Source organism: Bacillus cereus group sp. BfR-BA-01310 (assembly GCF_022664325.1).
GTDB classification, from domain to species: domain Bacteria; phylum Bacillota; class Bacilli; order Bacillales; family Bacillaceae_G; genus Bacillus_A; species Bacillus_A paramycoides.
The window spans coordinates 1-20,406 of the sequence record NZ_JAKUHD010000039.1; the positions used below are offsets into that span (position 1 = coordinate 1).

Below are 20,406 nucleotides of genomic sequence, written 5' to 3' on the forward strand. Positions count from 1 at the left end.
TGCGGAGATAGCCTAATAAATTAGAGTTCGATAGAACTCTTTACTTAGGAATCCCCCACTTCTAAACGAAGTGAAAGTGGGGGTAGTTCAATTGGGTATGATGAGGACCATCCGTATGGTCATGGAAAGGCCGAAGTCATTTCTTCAGGAATTGTAGCTATTATTTTAACTTTAGTATCTTTATTTATTGCCTATGAATCAATAAAAGCATTATTTTCCCCAGCGACTGAACCTTATATGATTGCTTTTATAGCGGCTGTTGTTTCTTTAGTTTGGAAACAAATCTTATATGTATATACAATACGGATTGGCCGAAAAGCAAATAGTAAAAGGTCTTATTGCAACTGCTTATGATCATCTTGCTGACGTTTATGATTCTATTGCCGCTGGAATTGGAATTGCTTTGCTAAACGATAGATATCCAATTCCATATGCAGCTTATGATGATCCATTAGCCTGAATCATTGTTTCCTTCTTTGTTTTAAAACTTGCAATTAGTAGGGGGAAAGAAGCTGTATATATATTAATGGAAGGTGGTCTACCTACTGAAAAATGTAGTGAATATAAGAAGATAGTTCAGGCACATCCATTGGTGAAAAGGATTGATAGAATGCGTGCCCGTGAACATGGCCACTATATTTTGATTGATGTTAGGGTTAGAGTCCCAGCTTATTTAAGTATCCAACAAGGACATGATATTTGTAGAGAGGTAAAAACGACTATTATGGAGCATGATCCAGAAGTAGATGAAGTGCTCATTCACTTAAATCCGTGGTATCAAGAAAAATAAGCTTGTTGAAGTTTAGAGTTATAAAAGTAGGTAATTAGAAAGTACTTTTGTTAGTTTAGATAAATATATAGTAGTAATTATTTTGAAATTGAAAACATATTAGTTATAGAACTTATTTTTGTGTATAAGGAGCATGAGTAGAATGAACAGAGTAGGAAAAGATGATTTTGTTTCTGGATTTGTACCGAAGCATAACCATGGATCAGTGGATTATACATCTGTTGTAGGTGGGCATGTGCATCAATGTTTAGACGTTACATCTCCACCAATTCAAGCACCAAATGGGGAACATATACATTATACAGAAGGGTATGTTCTTTTTGAGGATGGGCATACGCACCATTATAAGGCATATTCTGGACCAGCAATTCCAGTTGGAAATGGGATGCATGTTCATTATTATGATTTTTATACGACAGAAGATAATGGACATAAACATCGCGTTAAGGGAGTAGATCAACCTGCACCAGGTGACAAATAAGGCTGATAAAAAAAATCCTCTGTTGAAAACAGAGAGCTTTTGTTTCAATTCATTTGAAAACCTTGAATAAAAGAATATAAGGTTCTGATGCAAAAAATCTCTTAAACTTGGACATACTGATAGTACTACTCTAGAAAAGATGCGTGACCAGTATGGAAAGACTACTGTTCAATACAGCCTCTTTAATAGGCATTCCTTCTTTTCGATTTCGTTCGATTTTGTCGATTAATACAATTCCGTTCGTTACTCTCTTCCAAACTTATAATTTTCATAAAGAAAAGACACTCATATATGAGTGTCTTTTCCGATAGTTTTTTTAGCAGAAGCAAGCAGCTCCAACGATGATTAATAAAATAAACAATACAACTAATAAAGCAAATCCACCAGCAAAGCCGCCGCCACAACTACCACCAAAGCCCATAATAGTTCCTCCTTTAGATAAGAGGACAAAACACGAGGTCACTCTTGTATTTTAACGGATTCAATTTACTTTATGTTTTTACGCATGAATTGAGCAGGTCCTTTTGAAAATAAAGAAAAGACACTCTCCTTTGAGTGTCTTCTCTTCACTTGAACCATCTTGCTTTTTGTCGCGTCCATATATCATACGCATCTAATTAGCGATTCAATATACTATTTTAAGTAGGAAAGACCGTCACATAGTTATCAAGCTAAAATTTCATAGTACCCAAGAACAAAATTTTGTGCTAACTTTTATCAAAAAGGTTTATTTTTTCGTTTAGGGGGTACTACATAAACATAGCTTGACAGTAATGGATAATTTTGAATTCTTAAGTTGATGGTAATGTGGTGCTACCCAAGAAGTGCCTCAAAAATTATTATTTTGAGTTCTTGTTACTTGATTGTACCCATTCCACTAATTTTAACATGTACATTAACTTTAACATCAGCCTTCGATAATGCTTTTCCCCATTGCTTTTGGACTCTTTTCCAATCCTTATATGTATACGCGCGTGCATACACCCCAAATCCTATAGGGTCAATTTCTGCTTTTTGTATTTTCTTTATGAAACGTTCTAAATCCCTTTTCAACTGCATTTCAATGCTTTTTTCTAATCTCTCCTCATTATTCCTAACATTAAAAGGAAATAGTCGTTCTGAAATTACAATTCTCATATGTACATTCATATTAAACAAAAAATGATTTTTATATTGTACGCTTGTTTTTACTTTGGTACCTTGAGCACTAAAACTTAACCAATGTTTTTCTTTGCTTTCAGATTGTAGCGGTACGGCAATAGTAAATGGAAATTCTCCCTTTATGTTATTTTGTAAAGTGCTTAATAATAAATTTTCTTTTGGTGTAATAGTTAGCTTATATCTATTCTTTTCATCAAGTAATGCTGTACCTGTCAACTTTATATCGTTATTCTTTTTAAGTGCACTTATACTCGCTGTCATTCCTTTTTCTCTTGTTTGGTTATGAAAATCTTGAAGAGTCGTTTGTACAGTAATATTTCTTCTATGTCCAGTATCAATTAATTTTGCCAAATATATAGGAAGACGAGGTTTATTTTTGGGAGCAGAATAAATTATGTCTGAAACAGGTCCATCCACAGCAACAATTCTTGCAGTAACCGTGTTTTTGGGATCTCGATAAAAAGGATCTAAATAATCCACCCACTTCTTATGTTTTAAAAGTCGCTTACCAATCAAAATAAGTTGTGTCTTGCTTCCTGATGTCAAAGCCATAACCATGGTATCAAATTTTTCGCGAGAGTTTCGCACTGTAACAGATTTCACACCATATTGTTCTTCTTTAATCTTAGCTTCTTTATTGAAAACAGGACTGGATAAGTATACTTTCAAGTTATCATTTTCGTCCAAATCTAAACCAAGTATAAGAGTGAGTGTAACATCTTCTACATTCATTTGGTCTAAGTTTAAACACCCTGTGAGCAATAGTAGCGGAATTAAAACACTACATAATATTTTTTGCTTCAATGTGCTTCCCCCCGAAAGTATTTTTTGTGGATTAAGTTATATATCCACAAAAATACAGGGAATAAGAAAGCTAATACAAGTCCAGCCTTCGATGTGAGATTTTGAAATAGTTCAGATTCATTCCATGAGGGATGGATCCAAAACGTTACGATAATTACCGCCAATAATATAATAGCTACATGAGAAGTATGATCTTGTTTTCCAATTAGTTGACTAGAACAAAATGCAGCACTGTATACACAAGGAATCCATGCAGTAGAGACGACAATTAAGTAAATAGCTAATAAAATCATATCAAACCGTTCTAAAAAACGAAATTCAATAACTTTAAGCAAGTTTAGTACGGGTTGATTAAACTCTAAAATTGCATCTGGACTGAAGTATAAAAAGCAAATAACTATAGTAAATAGATAAAATACAAATGTTAAGGTATTTGCTATAATAATGCCTTGCATTGCATATTGCTTTTTTTGCAAAAAAGGATAAAGAAAAAATGCGATTTCAAATCCTATAAAGGAAAAGATAGTAGATGGAACAGCCGAAAAGATAGGTTTCCAACCCTCCTTTAATAATGGAAGAAAGTGTAACCAATTGCTATTCTCTAATGGTATGAAGAAAAAAAATGGAATCCACATTGCCATATAAAAGCATAATTCACAGTATCGACCTATTATCCGAGCACCATTGCGTGCAACCAGAAAGGTTGGAATAGAGAACAAAAACAAAATAATATAGTCGGATGTTTTTGGAAGAAGCCAGCCCTTAATATAAAGCATGCCATTAATTAGAACTGTCCATGCATAAAAAGCAAAATATATCATATAAAGAATAATTACCATGGTAGCAATGATTTTCCCAAAAAATCGAATAAGAATTTCATATAAGGTATCATTTGGATAGTGTTTGGCTGTTTGAATGAGCAAAATGCTGGAGGTCATAGCGAAAAACCAGCCAATAAATAGTGCTATCCAGCTATCTGTGCCAGCTTTTTCTGCAAGTACCCTTGGAAGGGATAGGATTCCAGTTCCTATTTGTGAGCCATTAATAATAAAGATATATTGCATGACAGTGATATCATTATATGCATATTTTTTCATATTTTCACCCTTTATCAGGATTAGTTTCTTTGTGATTCTTTGTAATATTTTTAGATTTTCTCTTCATTGACCACAAAGGAAAGCGAACGAATGTGTCCTTCATACCTGAAATGCGAAAAGGTGACAAAGGACTACCATAAGGAGTACCTAAGGACTCTAAACTTATAAGATGTGCAATTATAGTCATCCAGCCGATAGTAATTCCTACAATTCCAAATAAAGCAGCTAATAACATCATAGGAAAACGCAATAATCTTATTGCCAAACCCATTTCATAATTAGGAATAATAGAAGAAGCTATAGTTGTAACAGCAACAATAATAATCATGATATTACTCACAATCCCTGCTTGAACAGCAGCTTGTCCAATCACAATACCTCCAACAATCCCTACGGTCTGGCTAATGGGAGTGGGTAAACGAAGGGCAGCCTCTCTCATCATTTCTAAGGTAATCTCCATGAGTAAAGCTTCTATCACTGGAAGAAACGGAACGCGTTCTCTTGATTCTGCAATTGATAAATAGAGCTGTACAGGAATAACTTCATAATTAAATGAAATAAACGCTACATATGTTGCAGGTAACAATAAGGCTATAAAAAAGCCTATAAAACGTAGTATTCGAACAGCGGAAGATACTAACCAACGTGTGTCGTAGTCATCTACCCCTTGAAAGAAGGAAATGAAATTTGTTGGGGCAATTAAAACACTGGGACTTCGATCTACAACAATGCCGAATCTCCCCTGAAGGATGTGAGATACAGTAGCATCTGGCCTTTCGGTCAAGAGAAATTGTGGAAAGGGTGAATATGGATTATCTTCAATAAATTCAATTATTTCACCAGTATTTATAACCGTGTCCACCTCAATATTTTGAATTCTAGTTTCCAATTCCTTAAGTACATCGTTAGAAGTTATATCTCTTAAATATAAAATAGATACTTTGGTCTTTCCTCTACTACCAATTAAAACCTCTTTTAATACTAATTCTTTATTAGGAATATACCTTCGTATTAAAGCTATATTTTGACTAGATGTTTCTACAAATCCTTGATGAGTCCCTTTTAGCGAGATTTCATTTTTAGGTTCTGTTATATCTCTTTGTGGCCACCCTTTTGTATTTAATTGATATCCTGCGTCTAAACCGTGAACTAATAAAATGCTATCCCCTTGAAAAATAGCATTTTCGACTTGATTCCAAGTATTAATTGTTTGAACTTCTCCTATTGTGACAGGGAGACTATTACTAATATCAAACGGTTTATACATCAAAGGGGACAGTATATTATTATGAATAGATTGTGTATCTGTTAATCCGGATAAATATATTAGAGCAGCTTCTGATTTATTTACTAGTTGAAATTGACGGATTACCAGATCAGGAGCTTGTTGAAAAAGTACTTGAAGATTATTTATGTTTTGGAATAAGTCACAATTGATGTTATGATTTTCTACATTTTCTTTCTGTATATTTGAAGTTCTATTGCCTTGATCATTTATAGAATAACGTCCTTGTTTTAAAAATTTAAAAATAGGAAACACAACATAGACTCCCCTCGAAAAGACTTTTCAATATGTTTATTGTGTATATTTTATAGGCTTTTATTCCACCATTTACTGCGTTAGCAATTTTTGCTAACGCAGTAAGCCAATTCTAATCACGACTACTCACTGGGATATACTCTTCACTTTCCTTGAGGCGGGAGTTTTCTTGGCTAGAATGAGAAAGTGGACATATTTCCTTATGCCTTGCACTGTTTACATAAATTTCATCTGTAAGAGTGTCAAGTATCTTCGATATTCATTTACCATACAAAAAGTCCCACAAGCATTGCACTTAACAAAGAAACAGCTATTCCACTAACTAAAAGCTTCCAAACATTCTTACCAATAATTGTTGATTTTTCTTCGCCAAATAATGAATTGTAAGTTCCATAAATCATACCCACTGTACTAAAGTTAGCAAAAGAGGCTAGAAATGTTGTTGCAACAGCAATAGTATGCGGATGTAAAGTGTTTAGGTGTGATTTTAAATCCATCATTGCTACAAATTCATTAGTTGTTATTTTTATTCCCATTAATTCAGCTACATACATAGCATCAGTTCCTGATAAACCGAGTAAAAAAGCAAAGGGACTAAAGATAATAGAGAAGATTTTTTGAATTGTTAAACCAGCTACAAAAAAACTTAAAATCCCATTTAAACATGCTGTTAATGCTACATATCCAATTACCATTGCTAAAATAACAATAACCATATTCATCCCAACTAACATACTGTTTGAAATGGTAGAGAAAAAATCTTTCTTTTCTTTTTTTGAAGGTGAATAAACAATATCTTCTTCTTTAGTGATTTCTATAGGATTTAAAACATTGGCTAAAATTAATGCGTTTATACAGTTTAAAGGAATCGCGCTAAAAATATATGTTGCTGGAACCATTGATAGGTAAGCACCAAGAATGGAACCGCTGACGCTACTCATACTCATAATTCCAAAGGTTAACAAACGATTTTCTTTTAAAACAGATAATTGATCACGAACAACAGCAAGTGCTTCTGTGTTTCCTAAAAACATCATTTGAATGGAAAAGAAACTTTCTAATTTTGGTAAACGAGAAATTTTTGAAATGATTGCACCTACTTTATCAATAATCCAAGTTAAGATTCCAAAATAAGAAAGAATATCAAAAAAAGTGATAACAAAAATGATAGGAAGTAATGCGCTAAAGAAGAAGTCAATTGTTTGATTTTCCATAGCTGAAGGAAATGCAAATCGAATACCTTCATCCGCACATGATATTAGCCAAGAGAAAAAAGATGCAATTTTATTAATTATGATACTTCCCAATTTAGTGCCTAACATAAACCATGTAATAAGAAGTTCAAATATTATCAGAACTATGATTGGTTTCCATTTTATTTTTCTTCTATTAGGCGAACATAAGAAAACTAATAATAATACAATGAAAATCCCTATAATATTAAATATCAAATTCATGTCAACAACTCCTTTAGGTCTATTATTTGTATATAAAAAAGCTCTTATTCTTCACACTGTGGCTAATAACCAGAAAGTATGAAAAATAGGCGAGGATTATTTTTCGGGGTATTGTTAATTTACAAAAAAATATTAAAAATGAGAGAAAAGAAGGCAGAAACGTATTCAATTGACTTCGGCATTAAAAAGAGAACTACGTCGGTAAATTGAAGAAAGAGATGAAAATGAATATTTAATTAAAAGTCGTGAAGAAAAGAATAAGTCGAATGGGCGCAGTATGGCATATAAGATGGATTTTGAGAGTTTTATGATCAAAATTTTGAAAAACGATCAGATATAGAAACAAAAGCTATTGTGAAATGGTTTGCTGTGTGTTGGAATCCAGCAGGCGTTTCACATGAATTGAAAACACTACTGAGTGTAATACAAATATCAGCTTCTATTCTGCAAGATGGTATTGCGCCTGAAATGAATCAATTTTATTGGGAAACATTAGAGAGAAATAGAGAAAAAGAATGTGCTGATAGATGAAAAGCTCAATATGGCTAAGTATCAATCGGGTACGTATCAAATACAAATGGAACAAATAAATATAGGTGATTTGATTTAATGTGATTATTTTGTAGTATTTTTTTCGTTTTTAAATCATGAATTAATTTTTCTAAATCATTACTCCATACTTTTTTGCACCAGAACCATAAAATTGAATATAAACGTTTGTAAGCCTGTGTATGTTTCTTTGCATTTGCCTGCACTTTGGTATTGCAAAAAAAAAGATCGACACAACACTGTAAAATCTGGTAAAAAAATAATGAAAATATAAGAATAATAGGGTAAACTAATCAATGGATTAGTATGTAAACACACTAGTTTACAGTCGATTGACGTTGATGTATTTGGAGGAATAGTTTATGAACAACAACACAATAAATGAATCAGTTGAAGAGGTTGATAAAAAAAGAGTAAGATCAAGCAAACGTTTTACAAATTGGAAGCTTATCGCAGCGGGTGGCGGTATAATTGCACTTCTAATTGGGGGGATGAGTTATTATCAGGCAACCCACTTCAATTCAAATGTTACGATTAATGACACAAAAGTCGATGGTTTGACTGCTGATCAGGCAATACAGAAATTAAAAACATCTGGACTAGAAAACAAAGTCTATGTCGGTAAACAACAAATTTTAGATGAAAAAGATACGCAAACGGAACTTACGGAAAAAGAATTGCCTCAAGTTAAGAAACTATTAAAAAGTCAGTGGACATTTTTCCCTTCATCAAAGGAAACAAATTATTCACTGCTACCGGAAAAAGCGGATCAATATCGTAGCGAAACGCTGAGAAAAATTGTAGAAGAAAAGCTAGTCTCTATGAATAAGAAATTAAAAGCACCTCAAGATGCTATGGCGAAGCTCGAACAAGGAAAAGTTGTTATTTCGAAAAGCGTTGACGGAAAACAGTATGACGTTACTAGCCTATTGAAAGATTACGACAAGCAAAAGTATAAAAGCGAAATTCATCTGAAGTCTGCATACATACAGCCTATTAAAGAAGACAATCCGATTGTCAAAAAAGAGGAGCAAGCACTACAGGAACTTCTTCAACAGTCCGTTGATTATAAGGTACAGAATGAAGTTTATCCTTTAAAAGCGAAAGATTTAATTCAAAATGCCTCTATGTCAAAGGATATGAAAGTTACAATCGATGCGAGCGACATTAAGAATAAGATTGCTGAAATTAATAATGCTAAATCAACATTAAATAAAGACTTCGCATTTAAAACCCATTCTGGTTCGGTCATATCAGTAAAAGGACAAGGCTATGGCTGGGCACTAGATGTTGAAAAAGAAACAAAGCAAGTTCAACAAGCCTTTGAAAAAGGCGAAAAATCGCTTTCTGCTTCTAATATTCATGGAAATGGCTGGGATAAAGAAGGCATCGGTTATGAAACAACATCGAATAATGGCATCGGAGACACGTATGCGGAAGTTTCAATTGCAGAGCAACAAATTTGGATTTACAAAGATGGGAATTTAGCAGTCACAACAAATGTAGTAACTGGTAAACATAGCACGGGTGAAGATACATCACCAGGCGTGTGGTACGTCCTTTATAAACGATCACCGTACACACTCAAAGGCAGTGCAGTAGGTAAACCTGATTATTCCGTTAAAGTAGATTACTGGGCTCCGTTCACAAATAGCGGCCAAGGGTTCCACGATGCCGGATGGCGAACAAACTGGGCAAATAATGCCTATTTAACGGGGGGATCGGGCGGATGTGTTAACCTTTCTCCTAGTATTGCAAAAACTGTGTATGATAATTTAAGCACTAATGAACCGGTTATCGTGTACTAGTAAATAGCAACCTCGCGTGAAGCGATGTATATATCAAGAACTTAAATTTATAAAAAAAGCAGGAAATCGCGAGTGATTTTCTGCTTTTTTTTATTATTTATACTATGCACTTCTCGTGTGCGGGGTGGAAAAACAGTTATATACGTTAACGTTAATACATAAAGGCATATAATCATAATTTCATGACTTGTAAAAAAAGAGCATTACGTGGTGAGTTGTTTAAAAAAAATATCCTAATAGGGGGATCACCATATCACCATCAAGCTAAGATTTTTAATTACCCCCAGAACGAAAATTTTATGCATCGTTGACTACTGATAATGAGACGTTATGTCAACCGAACATGTATAGGATATACACTGTTCCTTATTCAACTAAATGGCAGGTTAGTTGAAGTGTATTTTGGTTAATATAGGAATTTTTTGGATGCCCCTAGAATATAAAAAATATAGATTGTACTATAGGAGGTATATAATGAAACAAAACATTTATGATAATCCGTTTTTCTTTAAAAAGTATAAGTCATTACGTGAAACTGGATTTACCTTTAATGATTTTGTTGAACAGCCAGCAATTAAATCTATAATTGCTAATCTTACAGATAAGTCTGTATTAGATTTGGGATGTGGACCTGGTCATTTTTCTATGTACTGTGTAGAAAGTGGTGCCTCGAAAGTTATAGGAGTGGACATCTCAAGAAATATGATTGAACAAGCTGAAATGTATAACAAAAACGAAAAAATAGATTATATGTGTGTACCAATAGAAGAACTTAATTTGCCAAATCAAAAATTCGACTTAATAACAAGTTCTTTAGTTATACATTACATAGAAGATTACTCACATCTAATTAAGAAAATAAGAGGTCTGTTAAAAAATGATGGTGAATTTATCTTTTCAACAGAACATCCAATAGTAACAGCTCGAAAGGAAATGAATAATTGGTTTAAGGATAATAATGGAAACAGATTGCATTGGGCATTAGATAATTACCAAGAAGAAGGAAAAAGGGAGGAACATTGGTGGATAGATGGTGTTGTTAAATATCACAGAACAATTTCAACATTAATTAATACTCTTATAGACAACGGTCTTGTAATTGAGAAAATTATTGAGCCAGAGTCAACTCCAACAGGATTAGAAAAAATGCCAGAATTAATAAATGAAAAACGGAGACCATCTTCTATTATCATTAAATCAAGAAAATATTGAGATTGAACCCTCGTTGATTAACTACTGGCTTTATTTTTAAAAAAGAGTAAAATCTTTTTCTAATTTTAAAAATAAGATTGTGAAGAAATACACTTAAAGTAACGGGTGCTTTAAGTGAGCAAGAAACTAAAAACTTTTAACTTCCGCTTTCGATAATTATGTAAATAAGCTGTCCATATAGGCAGCTTATTGTATTTTTTGCTTAGCGTGGTTTTTTCCGAAATGCTGGCGCTCCCCCTTCGCCATCAAGCTAATATTTTAAAGTACCCCCTAAACAAAAATTTGTGTTTTTTATAGCACCAAAGTTCATTTTTATCGTTTTAGGGGCAACCTGTTCTGTTAAGTTGATGGATGTGTGACGCTACCCCAATTAGTTTTTTAAAATCATTCATTTTTTTACTTTTGTTTAATATTTTTATCTAATTTTTCTTTTATTATCATCATGGAAATACGAATTTCATTAATCTCACTATCACTTAGTCCGTTAAACAATTGATTTATTTGTTCATCTGACTGAATATGAATTATATCTAGTAGTTCCTCTCCTTTTTTTGTCAAAAAGAGCAAGTTTTTTCTGCTGTCTTTTATTGAGCTTCTTTTCTCTATTAATTCTTCCTTCTCAAATCCACGTAAAATTCTACTCATATAGCTTCTATCAATATTAAGTTCTTGCACAAGATTATTCGCAATACCCTCTGTTCTTTCGCTTATTTCAAATAGTATTCGTGCTTCGGTTAATGAATAATCTGTATCTAGAATCTGTTTATTAAATAAACCAAGTACCTTTGTATAAAATCGGTTGAATTGTCTGATGTCATAAATAATTTTTTTATCCATAGATCCTCCTTTAGTTGACTGAGTCCACATTTAATATTAATATAACTGCACCCCTAAAATGTGGACTGAGTCAACATTTTAGGGGTGCCATTTTCAAAAATCTGTCGCAATCTTTATTAAAACCTAATTGAAGGAGATCGTATATGATTATTCGAGAAATGAAAAAAGAAGACAATGCAAAAGTAAAAGAAATTATACAAGATTCATTAAAATCACTTGGATTAGCGCTTCCTGGAACAGCTTATTTTGACCCTCAACTTAACGACCTACACCAATATTATAATAATCTAAAACATGCGAACTATTGGGTAGTAGAAATGGAAGGAGAAGTTGTTGGTGGAATTGGTATAGCACCATTTAACGAACATGATAAAGTTTGCGAATTACAAAAGCTATACTTAAGTCCAAAAGCACAAGGTTTAGGGCTTTCCAAGAAACTAATGGAAACAGCTTTGTCATTTGCCTCTAAACATTATGAAAAGTGCTATTTAGAAACAATGCATGAATTAAAAACTGCATGTCTATTATATGAAAAATTTGGATTTATACTTTTAAATGAACCCCTACCAGGTTCTGAACACTCTACTATGAATGCATGGTATATAAAATCTTTTTAAAATTAGGTGTATTAAACGCATCTATTTTTCGGTTAATCCAATAACAGACAAGAACCCTAAAACCGCACCAGGATAGGAATGTATAAAAAAATGCATAGATCCATAGAACAAAAAAGACGATTCCCTTGTGAGAGTAAGGATTCGTCTTTTTCTTCGCTACCGATAATGATGCGTTATGTTAACCTCTATGAATATCATATACATATAAACAGATGGTTTCGACGGGATAAACCTCTCGTGATAAAATGAAAGAGGGTAAAGAATTGAAAAAACCATTAAAAACTTCAACGATAATATTAACTATTATCGCTTGCGGAATAGGATTTGATTTTTATAATCATTTTTTATCTTTAGATGTTGATTTGGAATAAAGTTTGACTAAAAATATCCCAAAAACCCGTATTTTTAAGTTGAACAATTAGAACCCGTTTTGAAAAATAGATTGATCAAAGCAGGTTAATTTTTTGTAAAATACTATACAATTTTTATAAAAAAGTTTGACCACCTTCTGTTATTGATCTTCAAATTATTGATCTTCAACAATCGCGCCCTTTAATGGCATAACTAAGATATGTCTTAATTCTGAAATCACTGAATTGTTCTTAAACTAACACCCCTCATATGTTCAAGGAGCTTCCATTTCGGTGTTGAACAAGGAGGGGGTTGGCACTCCTCCAGTTGCGTGTCAATTAAAACAATCGTCTCTCAGCACTAGGTCTAGCCAGGCTTTCGCCTCATTGTACAAAATCGGATTGTTTTGCGGCGTGTAGTAAGCGAGGATTGCGACTGCCTGTGATACGACCCATCCGCGGGCCCTTGCCCATGTAGCGTCGTCCATCGGGAGAGCCTTACGGAACGCATCGCGTGCCACAGGCGAATGCAACTTCCATGCGACCATCACATCGCACGCAGGATCGCCAATGCCCATTGTTTCCCAATCAATCACACCGCTGATACGCTTATCTCGTACAAGCCAGTTACATACATCTAGATCGCCGTGATGCCAAACAGGAGGGCCGTTCCACCGAGGCGCAGCAAGAGCCGACTCCCACACAGCAGACACCGCTGGGTCGCCATCGAATCGTGCCAACCAGTATCGGAAGTCCTCATCCCGTTGGGCCAAAGGAATGCCGCGTCCTAACGGCCCTCCCGATGAATCGACTTGTTGCAGCGCTGCGACGAACGATGCGAGATCACGCGCTGCCTGAACCTCGTCAATCGCCTCTATCGGCACCGTCTCGCCCTGAAGCCACGTATGTACCTCCCAAAACCATGGATATTCATTATTGGGACGCCCCTGAGCTATAGGCACAGGGATTTCAAGCGGAACCAAGGGTGCGAGTTTTGGAAGCCATGTGAGCTCGCGACCTCCCGGTGTCGTCGGTCCTGCCCTCCGTGCGAGCCGAACGGAATATTCGTCGCCAAGTCGGAAAATGGCGTGTACCGTTCCAACTGGCTCGACCCGCGACAGGGGCAGGTCTGCCCAGTGGGGGAACTGATCGACAAGCAAACGACGCACGAGTCGCTCGTCAATTTCTAATTCGTCAACGTGCATTTTCTCGCCCATCGAAATATCCCCCCTCGGTTGCTACGACGTAAAATTTGCGATCGCCACGTCTAGCACAAATGTCCTGACATTTCCATCTAGTTAAATGCATTACATTGTATCCCCCTCGTGTCATTAGATGTTACACCTTAGTTTTTGGTGGAATCTTATGGAGCATTGCTACTTTATTCATTGTCGTTAGTTTTGTAACAACAGGTCATATATCCATCCAAAATCTAATTTTATTTACATGTTTAATTATATTTGGTGGTTTTTTTATTATTAGCATTCTATCTAAGAAGGGAAAAATATAGATTTATTTAACTTCCGAGAACGAGAATTATGTAAATGAGCTGCCTATATAGGCAGTTTATTATATTTTTTGCTTAGCGTAGTTTTTTTCCGAAATGCTGGCGGGGGTACCCTTATATAGGGCTTTTTCTTTTTTCTCAATAAACAATACCACTTAACATGGTAAAATAATATTTGGATGGGGGTCCAATACATATTATTAAAATTAAGATGGTTCAAGTCGGAGGAAGGCACCTTAGGGTGTCTTTTCTTTGTTTTCAAAAGGACCTGCTCAATTCATGCGTAAAAACATAAAGTAAATTGAATCCATTAAAATACATGAGTGACCCCTAGTTTTCCCCTCTTATCTAAAGGAGGAACTATTATGGGATTTGGTGGTAGTTGTAGTAGTTGTGGCGGTGGCTTTGCTTTATTAGTTGTATTATTTATTTTATTAATCATAGTTGGAGCGAGCTGCTTCTGCTAAAAAAACTATCAGAAAAGACACTCTTATATGAGTGTCTTTTCTTTATGGGGTATTTGTTTTTCTTAGCTTGATGGTGATGGGGCTGTTCCTCCCTAAAAGAATCGAAACAAAAAGTGAAAGCGCTTGCATAATTAAAAATCTGAGTTATAATACTTGTATACAAGTATACTTGATTAATATGAGGTGAAGTTATGACGGAATCAATTGGATTTCTTTATCCTGAAAAATGGCTTTCAAAAGCTTCTGCAGGTGATCGTGTTGCGAGCGAACTGAGAATGCGTATTATTGTAGGTGAAATTGAAAGCGGTACCATCCTATCAGAAAATAAACTAGCTGCCGATTTTTCTGTAAGTCGGTCACCCGTTCGTGAAGCATTAAAAGTACTAGCTTCTGAAAATATTATTCGCTTAGAAAGAATGGGCGCAGTTGTCATTGGTTTAACCGAAAAAGCAATCGAAGAAATATATGATGTTCGTTTACTTATAGAAACGTTTATCTTTGAGCGACTTGTAAAGATGGACACAAATGATTTAGTAAGAGAACTAAATAAAATAATGGAAATGATGAAAATCGCCATTAAATATCATGATGCTGATGAGTTTTCTTATCAAGATCTCTTATTCCATGAAACGATTATTCGCACCATTGAGCATTCCTACATCCTGATGATTTGGAATAATTTAAAGCCTGTTATGGAAAGCTTAATCCTTTTATCAATGCGTACCCGTTTCAAGGAAAAGTACGAAGACTTTGAACGGGTTATTAAAAATCATGAGCTTTATATAAAAGCAATCGAATCAAAAGATCGAGCCCTCATGATCGAGGCCTTACATCAAAACTTTGATGATGTTCAAGGGAAAGTTGAAGACCTCTGGATGTCACAACAAATGTTATCTAAAGGAGTAGAGCAAGGACATGAGTAGCTATATGTTAGGTATAGATATCGGTACAACAAGTACGAAAGCAGTTTTATTCACTGAAAAAGGCGAAGTCATCCAAACCGAGAATATTGGTTACCCACTTCGCACACCGGATATATCCACAGCGGAACAAGATCCAGAAGAGATTTTCCAAGCTGTTTTGCAAGCGATATCAAATATAACGAAACATCATTCAGATAAAAAACCATCGTTTATTTCATTTAGCAGTGCTATGCATAGTGTCATTGCCATGGATGAAAATGATCAGCCGCTGACACCTTGTATCACTTGGGCAGATAATCGGAGTGAGGCATGGGCACATAAAATCAAAGATGAACTGAATGGCCATGAAGTTTATAGACGAACAGGAACGCCTATTCACCCGATGTCGCCATTAAGTAAAATTACATGGATTGTGAATGACCATCCTGAAATCGCTGTTAGAACGAAAAAATATATCGGAATCAAAGAATATATCTTTAAACAATTCTTTGATCAATATGTTGTCGATCATTCCATCGCTTCATGCATGGGTATGATGAATTTAAAAACACTAGATTGGGATGAGGAAGCTTTAAAAATTGCTGGTGTAACACCTGATCAATTATCTGAACTCGTACCAACTACCAAAATATTTAGCAACTGCAATCCAGATTTAGCCCAAAAGATTGGTATCGATCCACAAACACCGTTTGTCATTGGTGCCAGTGATGGAGTACTTTCTAATCTAGGTGTGAATGCAATTCGAAAAGGCGAGATTGCGGTCACAATTGGGACAAGTGGTGCTATTCGAACCATCATTGACAAGCCGCAAACAGATAAAAAAGGAAGAATATTCTGTTATGCCTTAACGGAAAAGCATTGGGTAATTGGTGGACCGGTAAACAATGGTGGAATGGTCCTTCGCTGGATTCGTGATGAACTTGCTTCATCAGAAGTAGAAACTGCGAAAAGACTAGGAATTGATCCATACGATGTATTAACTAAAATAGCTGAACGCGTGAGACCTGGTGCAGACGGATTATTATTCCATCCATACCTCGCAGGTGAACGTGCACCATTATGGAATCCAGATGTACGTGGCTCCTTCTTCGGTTTAACGATGTCACATAAGAAGGAACATATGATTCGTGCAGCTTTAGAAGGCGTTATTTATAATTTATACACTGTATTTTTAGCATTAACCGAATGCATGGATGGTCCTGTAACCCGTATTCAAGCAACAGGCGGCTTCGCAAGGTCTGACGTTTGGCGACAAATGATGTCCGATATTTTCGCATCTGAAGTCGTTGTTCCAAAGAGCTACGAAAGCTCCTGTCTAGGTGCATGTATATTAGGTCTCTATGCCACAGGAAAAATTGATTCTTTTGAAATCGTTTCCGAAATGGTTGGCAGCACCTACAAACATACACCGAAAGAAGAAGCGACAAAAGAATACAGACAATTACTGCCGATATTTATTAACCTATCAAGGGCGCTAGAAGACGATTATACACGAATTGCAAATTATCAAAGAAATTTAATAAAGTAAAACTTTCATCAGTAATCCCCCACTCCTCGCTTCTATCTAAATCTTGAGGTGGGGGGGCCTTACTGCCCACGAATAGCGGGATAAATACAAATACAGCTAATATTAGGGGGGAACTACGATGCCATTAGTCATTGTAGCAATTGGGATTTTAGCATTACTTTTATTGATAATGCGCTTTAAATTAAATACCTTTATTTCATTAATCATTGTATCGTTCGGCGTTGCTTTAGCACTTGGAATGCCACCAGAAAAAATTTATAAAACCATTGAAGCAGGATTAGGCGGAACACTTGGTCATTTAGCACTCGTTTTTGGACTTGGTGCGATGTTAGGTAAGTTGCTTTCAGATTCTGGGGGCGCACAACGCATTGCCATGACCCTTGTGAAAAAATTCGGTGAAAAGAACATTCAATGGGCTGTTGTGACTGCCTCATTTATTATCGGTATTGCATTATTTTTTGAAGTAGGATTAGTATTATTAATTCCGATTGTATTTGCTATTTCAAGAGAATTAAAAGTTTCTATCTTATATCTCGGTATTCCGATGGCAGCAGCTTTATCTGTAACACACGGATTTTTACCGCCACACCCAGGACCAACCGCTATCGCAGGTGAATTGCATGCAAACATCGGTGAAGTATTACTTTACGGTTTTATGATAGCGGTTCCAACAGTTATTTTAGCTGGACCTGTATTTACTAAAATTGCAAAAAAACTAGTACCTGAAGCATTCACAAAAACTGGTAATATTAAATCTTTAGGCGAGCAGAAAGTATTTAAACTTGAAGAAACTCCTGGCTTTGGAATCAGTGTTTTTACCGCTTTATTGCCTGTTATTTTAATGGCAATCGCTACAATTATTACTTTGCTGCAAAAGACAATGGGATTTAAAGATAATAGTTTACTAGCGGCGATCCAGTTTATTGGGAATGCGGATACTGCCATGTTGATATCCTTATTAGTTGCGATCTATACAATGGGATTGGCAAGAAATATTCCAATCAAAAACGTGATGGAATCTTGTACAACAGCAATCTCAAATATTGGGATGATGCTCTTAATTATTGGCGGAGGCGGAGCCTTCAAACAAGTATTAATTGATGGCGGCGTTGGTAACTATGTAGCCGAATTATTCAAAGGAACTTCATTATCACCGATCTTGCTCGCGTGGATTATCGCTGCCATCTTACGTATTTCATTAGGGTCTGCTACGGTTGCTTCATTAACAACTGTCGGTTTAGTGATCCCGATGTTAGGTCACTCTGATGTTAACCTTGCTTTAGTTGTCCTTGCAACAGGAGCTGGTAGTGTAATTGCTTCACACGTGAACGATGCTGGTTTCTGGATGTTCAAAGAGTACTTTGGTTTAAGCATGAAAGAAACATTTGCAACATGGACCTTACTTGAGACCATCGTTTCCGTAGCCGGATTAGGATTTACTTTATTACTAAGCTTATTTGTATAGATCTTTCTAGACAGTAAAAGGGGTACGGAAACGATTCAAAGAATAACCCGCCGCATTTGAAATTTTTTCTAATTAAACTTTTGGGATAAGTCATATGGGATACTCCTTCCTTAGGAAAATTGGCAAATAGTCTACCGTCCCAATTAAGTACACTTTACTGGGATGAACTTAAAATATATATCGTTAAAAAACAATTTAAATAGAGCATTTCTGGTTTGGAAAAGTAAAAAAAGATACAAAAATTCTATTTTTTACAGATGCGGCGGGTCAATGTCCGTACCGTATGCCAATGAGAGAACGAATTGCTGATGAAACGCGTCCAGCGTATTTTGCAGCGCGCGATGATGGATTAGTAGTGTTTAGGCACGATCCCGAATACAGTTGGTACAGAATTGAATCTGAAGCCCGGAGGGGTTATTACGAAAATAAACGGCGTGATTCCTAAAAGTACAGAGGGGTTTTATGGCGCGCTGCAGTCCAAGGCGACAGGGGCATTTTGTAAGTTAGAAGCACTTGATACAAAAGGTGAGCTTCGCCTTGCTCAAACAGCGCTATATGCAGGTGGACATAATGAATTAGGTATTGTATTTGTAGAGCAAGATCATAAGTGGGATACGGAAGCTTCTCTTTATTTTTTAACTTGATGGTGATGTGCCGTGTCCCTATGACCTTTTGCACGCATCTTGAAATGAATAAGATGGATTATTTGATTAAAGTGTTACTTTAGGTATATATACTATAATATAGAGTAACATGCATAGAAAGGAACGATGAAATATGGCAAAGTTACAAATTGGAGTTGTTGGTGTGGGCGTTATGGGAAAAAGCCTCGCACTTAACTTTGAGAGCAAAGGGTATTCTGTTGCCCTATATGATATTTCAAAGGAAAAAGTAAATGAAATCATTGAGGAGAACCGTGGTAAAAACTTAGTTGGTACTCATATGGTTGAAGAGTTTGTTAACTCACTTGAATCACCTAGAAAGATTTTATTAATGGTTAATGCAGGGGAAATTACAGATAAGGCGATTGATTCTCTGCTTCCTCACCTCGATAAAGGTGATATTTTGATTGACGGCGGTAATACATACTTTGTCGATACAATGCGCCGAAACAAGCGTCTTGCTGAAGAAGGAATCGATTTCATCGGTGCAGGTGTATCAGGCGGAGAAGAGGGTGCATTGAAGGGACCGTCTATTATGCCGGGCGGACAGAAAGATGCATATGAAAAAGTGAAGGATATGCTTGAAAATATCTCTGCAAAAGTGAATGAAGAGCCTTGCTGTTCTTATATCGGACCTAATGGGGCAGGCCACTATGTAAAGATGGTTCACAACGGTATTGAATATGGAGATATGCAATTAATTTGTGAAGCATATTTCTTCTTGAAACAAACACTTGATTTGACTGCAGAAGAGTTTCATGAAATATTTGCTGAATGGAATAAGGGAGAACTGAACAGCTATCTAATCGAGATTACAGCGGACATCTTCACGAAGAAAGATGAAGAAACTGGTAAGCCATTAGTGGATGTTATTCTTGATACTGCGGGACAAAAGGGTACAGGGAAATGGACAAGCCAAAGCGCACTTGATTTAGGTATATCGCTCCCTATTATCACAGAATCTGTATTTGCACGTTGCATTTCTGCTTTAAAAGAAGAGCGTGTGAACGCAAGCAAAGTTTTATCTGGACCTAAAGATAAAGCGGCAATTGGAGTTGAAAAAGCCGAATTAATTGAAGCAGTGCGCCAAGCTTTATATATGAGTAAAATTTGTTCTTATGCACAAGGATTCACGCAATTGAAGGCAGCTT

16 protein-coding genes and 4 pseudogenes are annotated in these 20,406 nt (G+C 35.6%); 13 read left to right on the top strand and 7 right to left on the bottom strand.

All coding sequences use genetic code 11. The annotated features are described in order from the left end of the window. Positions 1-90 precede the first annotated feature (90 nt). Both MR109_RS27895 and MR109_RS27900 read left to right on the top strand, forming a co-directional pair. A pseudogene (locus tag MR109_RS27895) lies at positions 91-790 on the top strand (cation diffusion facilitator family transporter). Positions 791-932: 142 nt separating this feature from the next. Further along, positions 933-1,271, top strand: coding sequence for a YmaF family protein (locus tag MR109_RS27900; RefSeq protein WP_002175234.1), 339 nt, complete (start codon positions 933-935; stop codon positions 1,269-1,271). Between the two features lie 316 nt (positions 1,272-1,587). Here the strand turns inward: MR109_RS27900 and MR109_RS27905 are convergent, their stop codons facing one another. The 5 genes from MR109_RS27905 to MR109_RS27925 all read right to left on the bottom strand — a co-directional run bounded on the left by MR109_RS27905 (position 1,588) and on the right by MR109_RS27925 (position 7,330). After that, the gene (locus MR109_RS27905; RefSeq protein ID WP_000505684.1) at positions 1,588-1,692 is read right to left on the bottom strand and encodes a YjcZ family sporulation protein; all 105 of its coding nucleotides are present in this window, start codon (positions 1,690-1,692) and stop codon (positions 1,588-1,590) included. A gap of 434 nt (positions 1,693-2,126) precedes the next feature. Continuing rightward, positions 2,127-3,236, bottom strand: a complete 1,110-nt coding sequence (locus MR109_RS27910) for a Ger(x)C family spore germination protein (RefSeq protein ID WP_242274656.1) — start codon at positions 3,234-3,236, stop codon at positions 2,127-2,129. Then, on the bottom strand, positions 3,233-4,333 hold the full coding sequence (locus MR109_RS27915) for a GerAB/ArcD/ProY family transporter (RefSeq protein ID WP_242274657.1): 1,101 nt from the start codon (positions 4,331-4,333) through the stop codon (positions 3,233-3,235). The genes MR109_RS27910 and MR109_RS27915 overlap by 4 nt, the downstream gene beginning before the upstream one ends. 4 nt (positions 4,334-4,337) lie before the next feature. Continuing rightward, positions 4,338-5,873: a spore germination protein gene (locus tag MR109_RS27920; RefSeq protein WP_242274658.1), complete on the bottom strand. Its 1,536-nt coding sequence runs from the start codon at positions 5,871-5,873 to the stop codon at positions 4,338-4,340. A 263-nt stretch (positions 5,874-6,136) separates the two neighbouring features. Next, positions 6,137-7,330: a NupC/NupG family nucleoside CNT transporter gene (locus tag MR109_RS27925; protein WP_242274659.1), complete on the bottom strand. Its 1,194-nt coding sequence runs from the start codon at positions 7,328-7,330 to the stop codon at positions 6,137-6,139. A gap of 151 nt (positions 7,331-7,481) precedes the next feature. Here MR109_RS27925 and MR109_RS27930 point away from each other — a divergent pair. The 4 genes and pseudogenes from MR109_RS27930 to MR109_RS27945 all read left to right on the top strand — a co-directional run. Continuing rightward, a pseudogene (locus MR109_RS27930) lies at positions 7,482-7,622 on the top strand (site-specific integrase); the annotation flags it as partial. Positions 7,623-7,714: 92 nt separating this feature from the next. Next, positions 7,715-7,937, top strand: a pseudogene (locus MR109_RS27935) (histidine kinase dimerization/phospho-acceptor domain-containing protein); the annotation flags it as partial. 304 nt (positions 7,938-8,241) lie between these two features. Next, on the top strand, positions 8,242-9,687 hold the full coding sequence (locus tag MR109_RS27940) for a L,D-transpeptidase family protein (RefSeq protein ID WP_242274660.1): 1,446 nt from the start codon (positions 8,242-8,244) through the stop codon (positions 9,685-9,687). 474 nt (positions 9,688-10,161) lie between these two features. Then, a complete protein-coding gene (locus MR109_RS27945; protein WP_242274661.1) occupies positions 10,162-10,899 on the top strand; it encodes a class I SAM-dependent methyltransferase in 738 nt (245 codons plus the stop codon). 396 nt (positions 10,900-11,295) lie between these two features. Here MR109_RS27945 and MR109_RS27950 read toward each other — a convergent pair whose 3' ends face one another. Continuing rightward, positions 11,296-11,736, bottom strand: coding sequence for a MarR family winged helix-turn-helix transcriptional regulator (locus tag MR109_RS27950; protein ID WP_242274662.1), 441 nt, complete (start codon positions 11,734-11,736; stop codon positions 11,296-11,298). Between the two features lie 143 nt (positions 11,737-11,879). Here MR109_RS27950 and MR109_RS27955 point away from each other — a divergent pair, with 143 nt between their 5' ends. After that, positions 11,880-12,353, top strand: coding sequence for a GNAT family N-acetyltransferase (locus tag MR109_RS27955; protein ID WP_002187343.1), 474 nt, complete (start codon positions 11,880-11,882; stop codon positions 12,351-12,353). Positions 12,354-13,038: 685 nt separating this feature from the next. Here the strand turns inward: MR109_RS27955 and MR109_RS27960 are convergent. Then, positions 13,039-13,920, bottom strand: a complete 882-nt coding sequence (locus MR109_RS27960; protein WP_242274663.1) for an aminoglycoside phosphotransferase family protein — start codon at positions 13,918-13,920, stop codon at positions 13,039-13,041. Between the two features lie 655 nt (positions 13,921-14,575). Here MR109_RS27960 and MR109_RS27965 point away from each other — a divergent pair. From MR109_RS27965 to gndA, 6 genes and pseudogenes are all read left to right on the top strand, one after another. Then, positions 14,576-14,677, top strand: a complete 102-nt coding sequence (locus tag MR109_RS27965; RefSeq protein WP_000505688.1) for a YjcZ family sporulation protein — start codon at positions 14,576-14,578, stop codon at positions 14,675-14,677. A 191-nt stretch (positions 14,678-14,868) separates the two neighbouring features. Beyond that, on the top strand, positions 14,869-15,600 hold the full coding sequence (gene gntR, locus MR109_RS27970) for a gluconate operon transcriptional repressor GntR (protein ID WP_242274664.1): 732 nt from the start codon (positions 14,869-14,871) through the stop codon (positions 15,598-15,600). After that, positions 15,593-17,128, top strand: a complete 1,536-nt coding sequence (gntK, locus tag MR109_RS27975) for a gluconokinase (protein WP_098475250.1) — start codon at positions 15,593-15,595, stop codon at positions 17,126-17,128. The genes gntR and gntK overlap by 8 nt, the downstream gene beginning before the upstream one ends. 118 nt (positions 17,129-17,246) lie before the next feature. Continuing rightward, complete coding sequence (gene gntP, locus MR109_RS27980) at positions 17,247-18,593, top strand: gluconate permease GntP (protein WP_048376062.1); 1,347 nt, start codon at positions 17,247-17,249, stop codon at positions 18,591-18,593. 289 nt (positions 18,594-18,882) lie between these two features. Continuing rightward, positions 18,883-19,237: pseudogene (locus tag MR109_RS27985) on the top strand (PDZ domain-containing protein); the annotation flags it as partial. A 133-nt stretch (positions 19,238-19,370) separates the two neighbouring features. Further along, positions 19,371-20,406, top strand: a 1,036-nt coding sequence (gene gndA, locus MR109_RS27990) for an NADP-dependent phosphogluconate dehydrogenase (RefSeq protein WP_242274665.1), incomplete at its 3' end; no start/stop codon positions are given.

Coding starts and splice junctions, on each gene's coding strand:
- MR109_RS27900 (WP_002175234.1), top strand. CDS start 933: ATGAACAGAGTAGGAAAAGATGATTTTGTTTCTGGATTTGTACCGAAG.
- MR109_RS27905 (WP_000505684.1), bottom strand. CDS start 1,692: ATGGGCTTTGGTGGTAGTTGTGGCGGCGGCTTTGCTGGTGGATTTGCT.
- MR109_RS27915 (WP_242274657.1), bottom strand. CDS start 4,333: ATGAAAAAATATGCATATAATGATATCACTGTCATGCAATATATCTTT.
- MR109_RS27925 (WP_242274659.1), bottom strand. CDS start 7,330: ATGAATTTGATATTTAATATTATAGGGATTTTCATTGTATTATTATTA.
- MR109_RS27940 (WP_242274660.1), top strand. CDS start 8,242: ATGAACAACAACACAATAAATGAATCAGTTGAAGAGGTTGATAAAAAA.
- MR109_RS27945 (WP_242274661.1), top strand. CDS start 10,162: ATGAAACAAAACATTTATGATAATCCGTTTTTCTTTAAAAAGTATAAG.
- MR109_RS27950 (WP_242274662.1), bottom strand. CDS start 11,736: ATGGATAAAAAAATTATTTATGACATCAGACAATTCAACCGATTTTAT.
- MR109_RS27955 (WP_002187343.1), top strand. CDS start 11,880: ATGATTATTCGAGAAATGAAAAAAGAAGACAATGCAAAAGTAAAAGAA.
- MR109_RS27960 (WP_242274663.1), bottom strand. CDS start 13,920: ATGGGCGAGAAAATGCACGTTGACGAATTAGAAATTGACGAGCGACTC.
- MR109_RS27965 (WP_000505688.1), top strand. CDS start 14,576: ATGGGATTTGGTGGTAGTTGTAGTAGTTGTGGCGGTGGCTTTGCTTTA.
- gntR (WP_242274664.1), top strand. CDS start 14,869: ATGACGGAATCAATTGGATTTCTTTATCCTGAAAAATGGCTTTCAAAA.
- gntK (WP_098475250.1), top strand. CDS start 15,593: ATGAGTAGCTATATGTTAGGTATAGATATCGGTACAACAAGTACGAAA.
- gntP (WP_048376062.1), top strand. CDS start 17,247: ATGCCATTAGTCATTGTAGCAATTGGGATTTTAGCATTACTTTTATTG.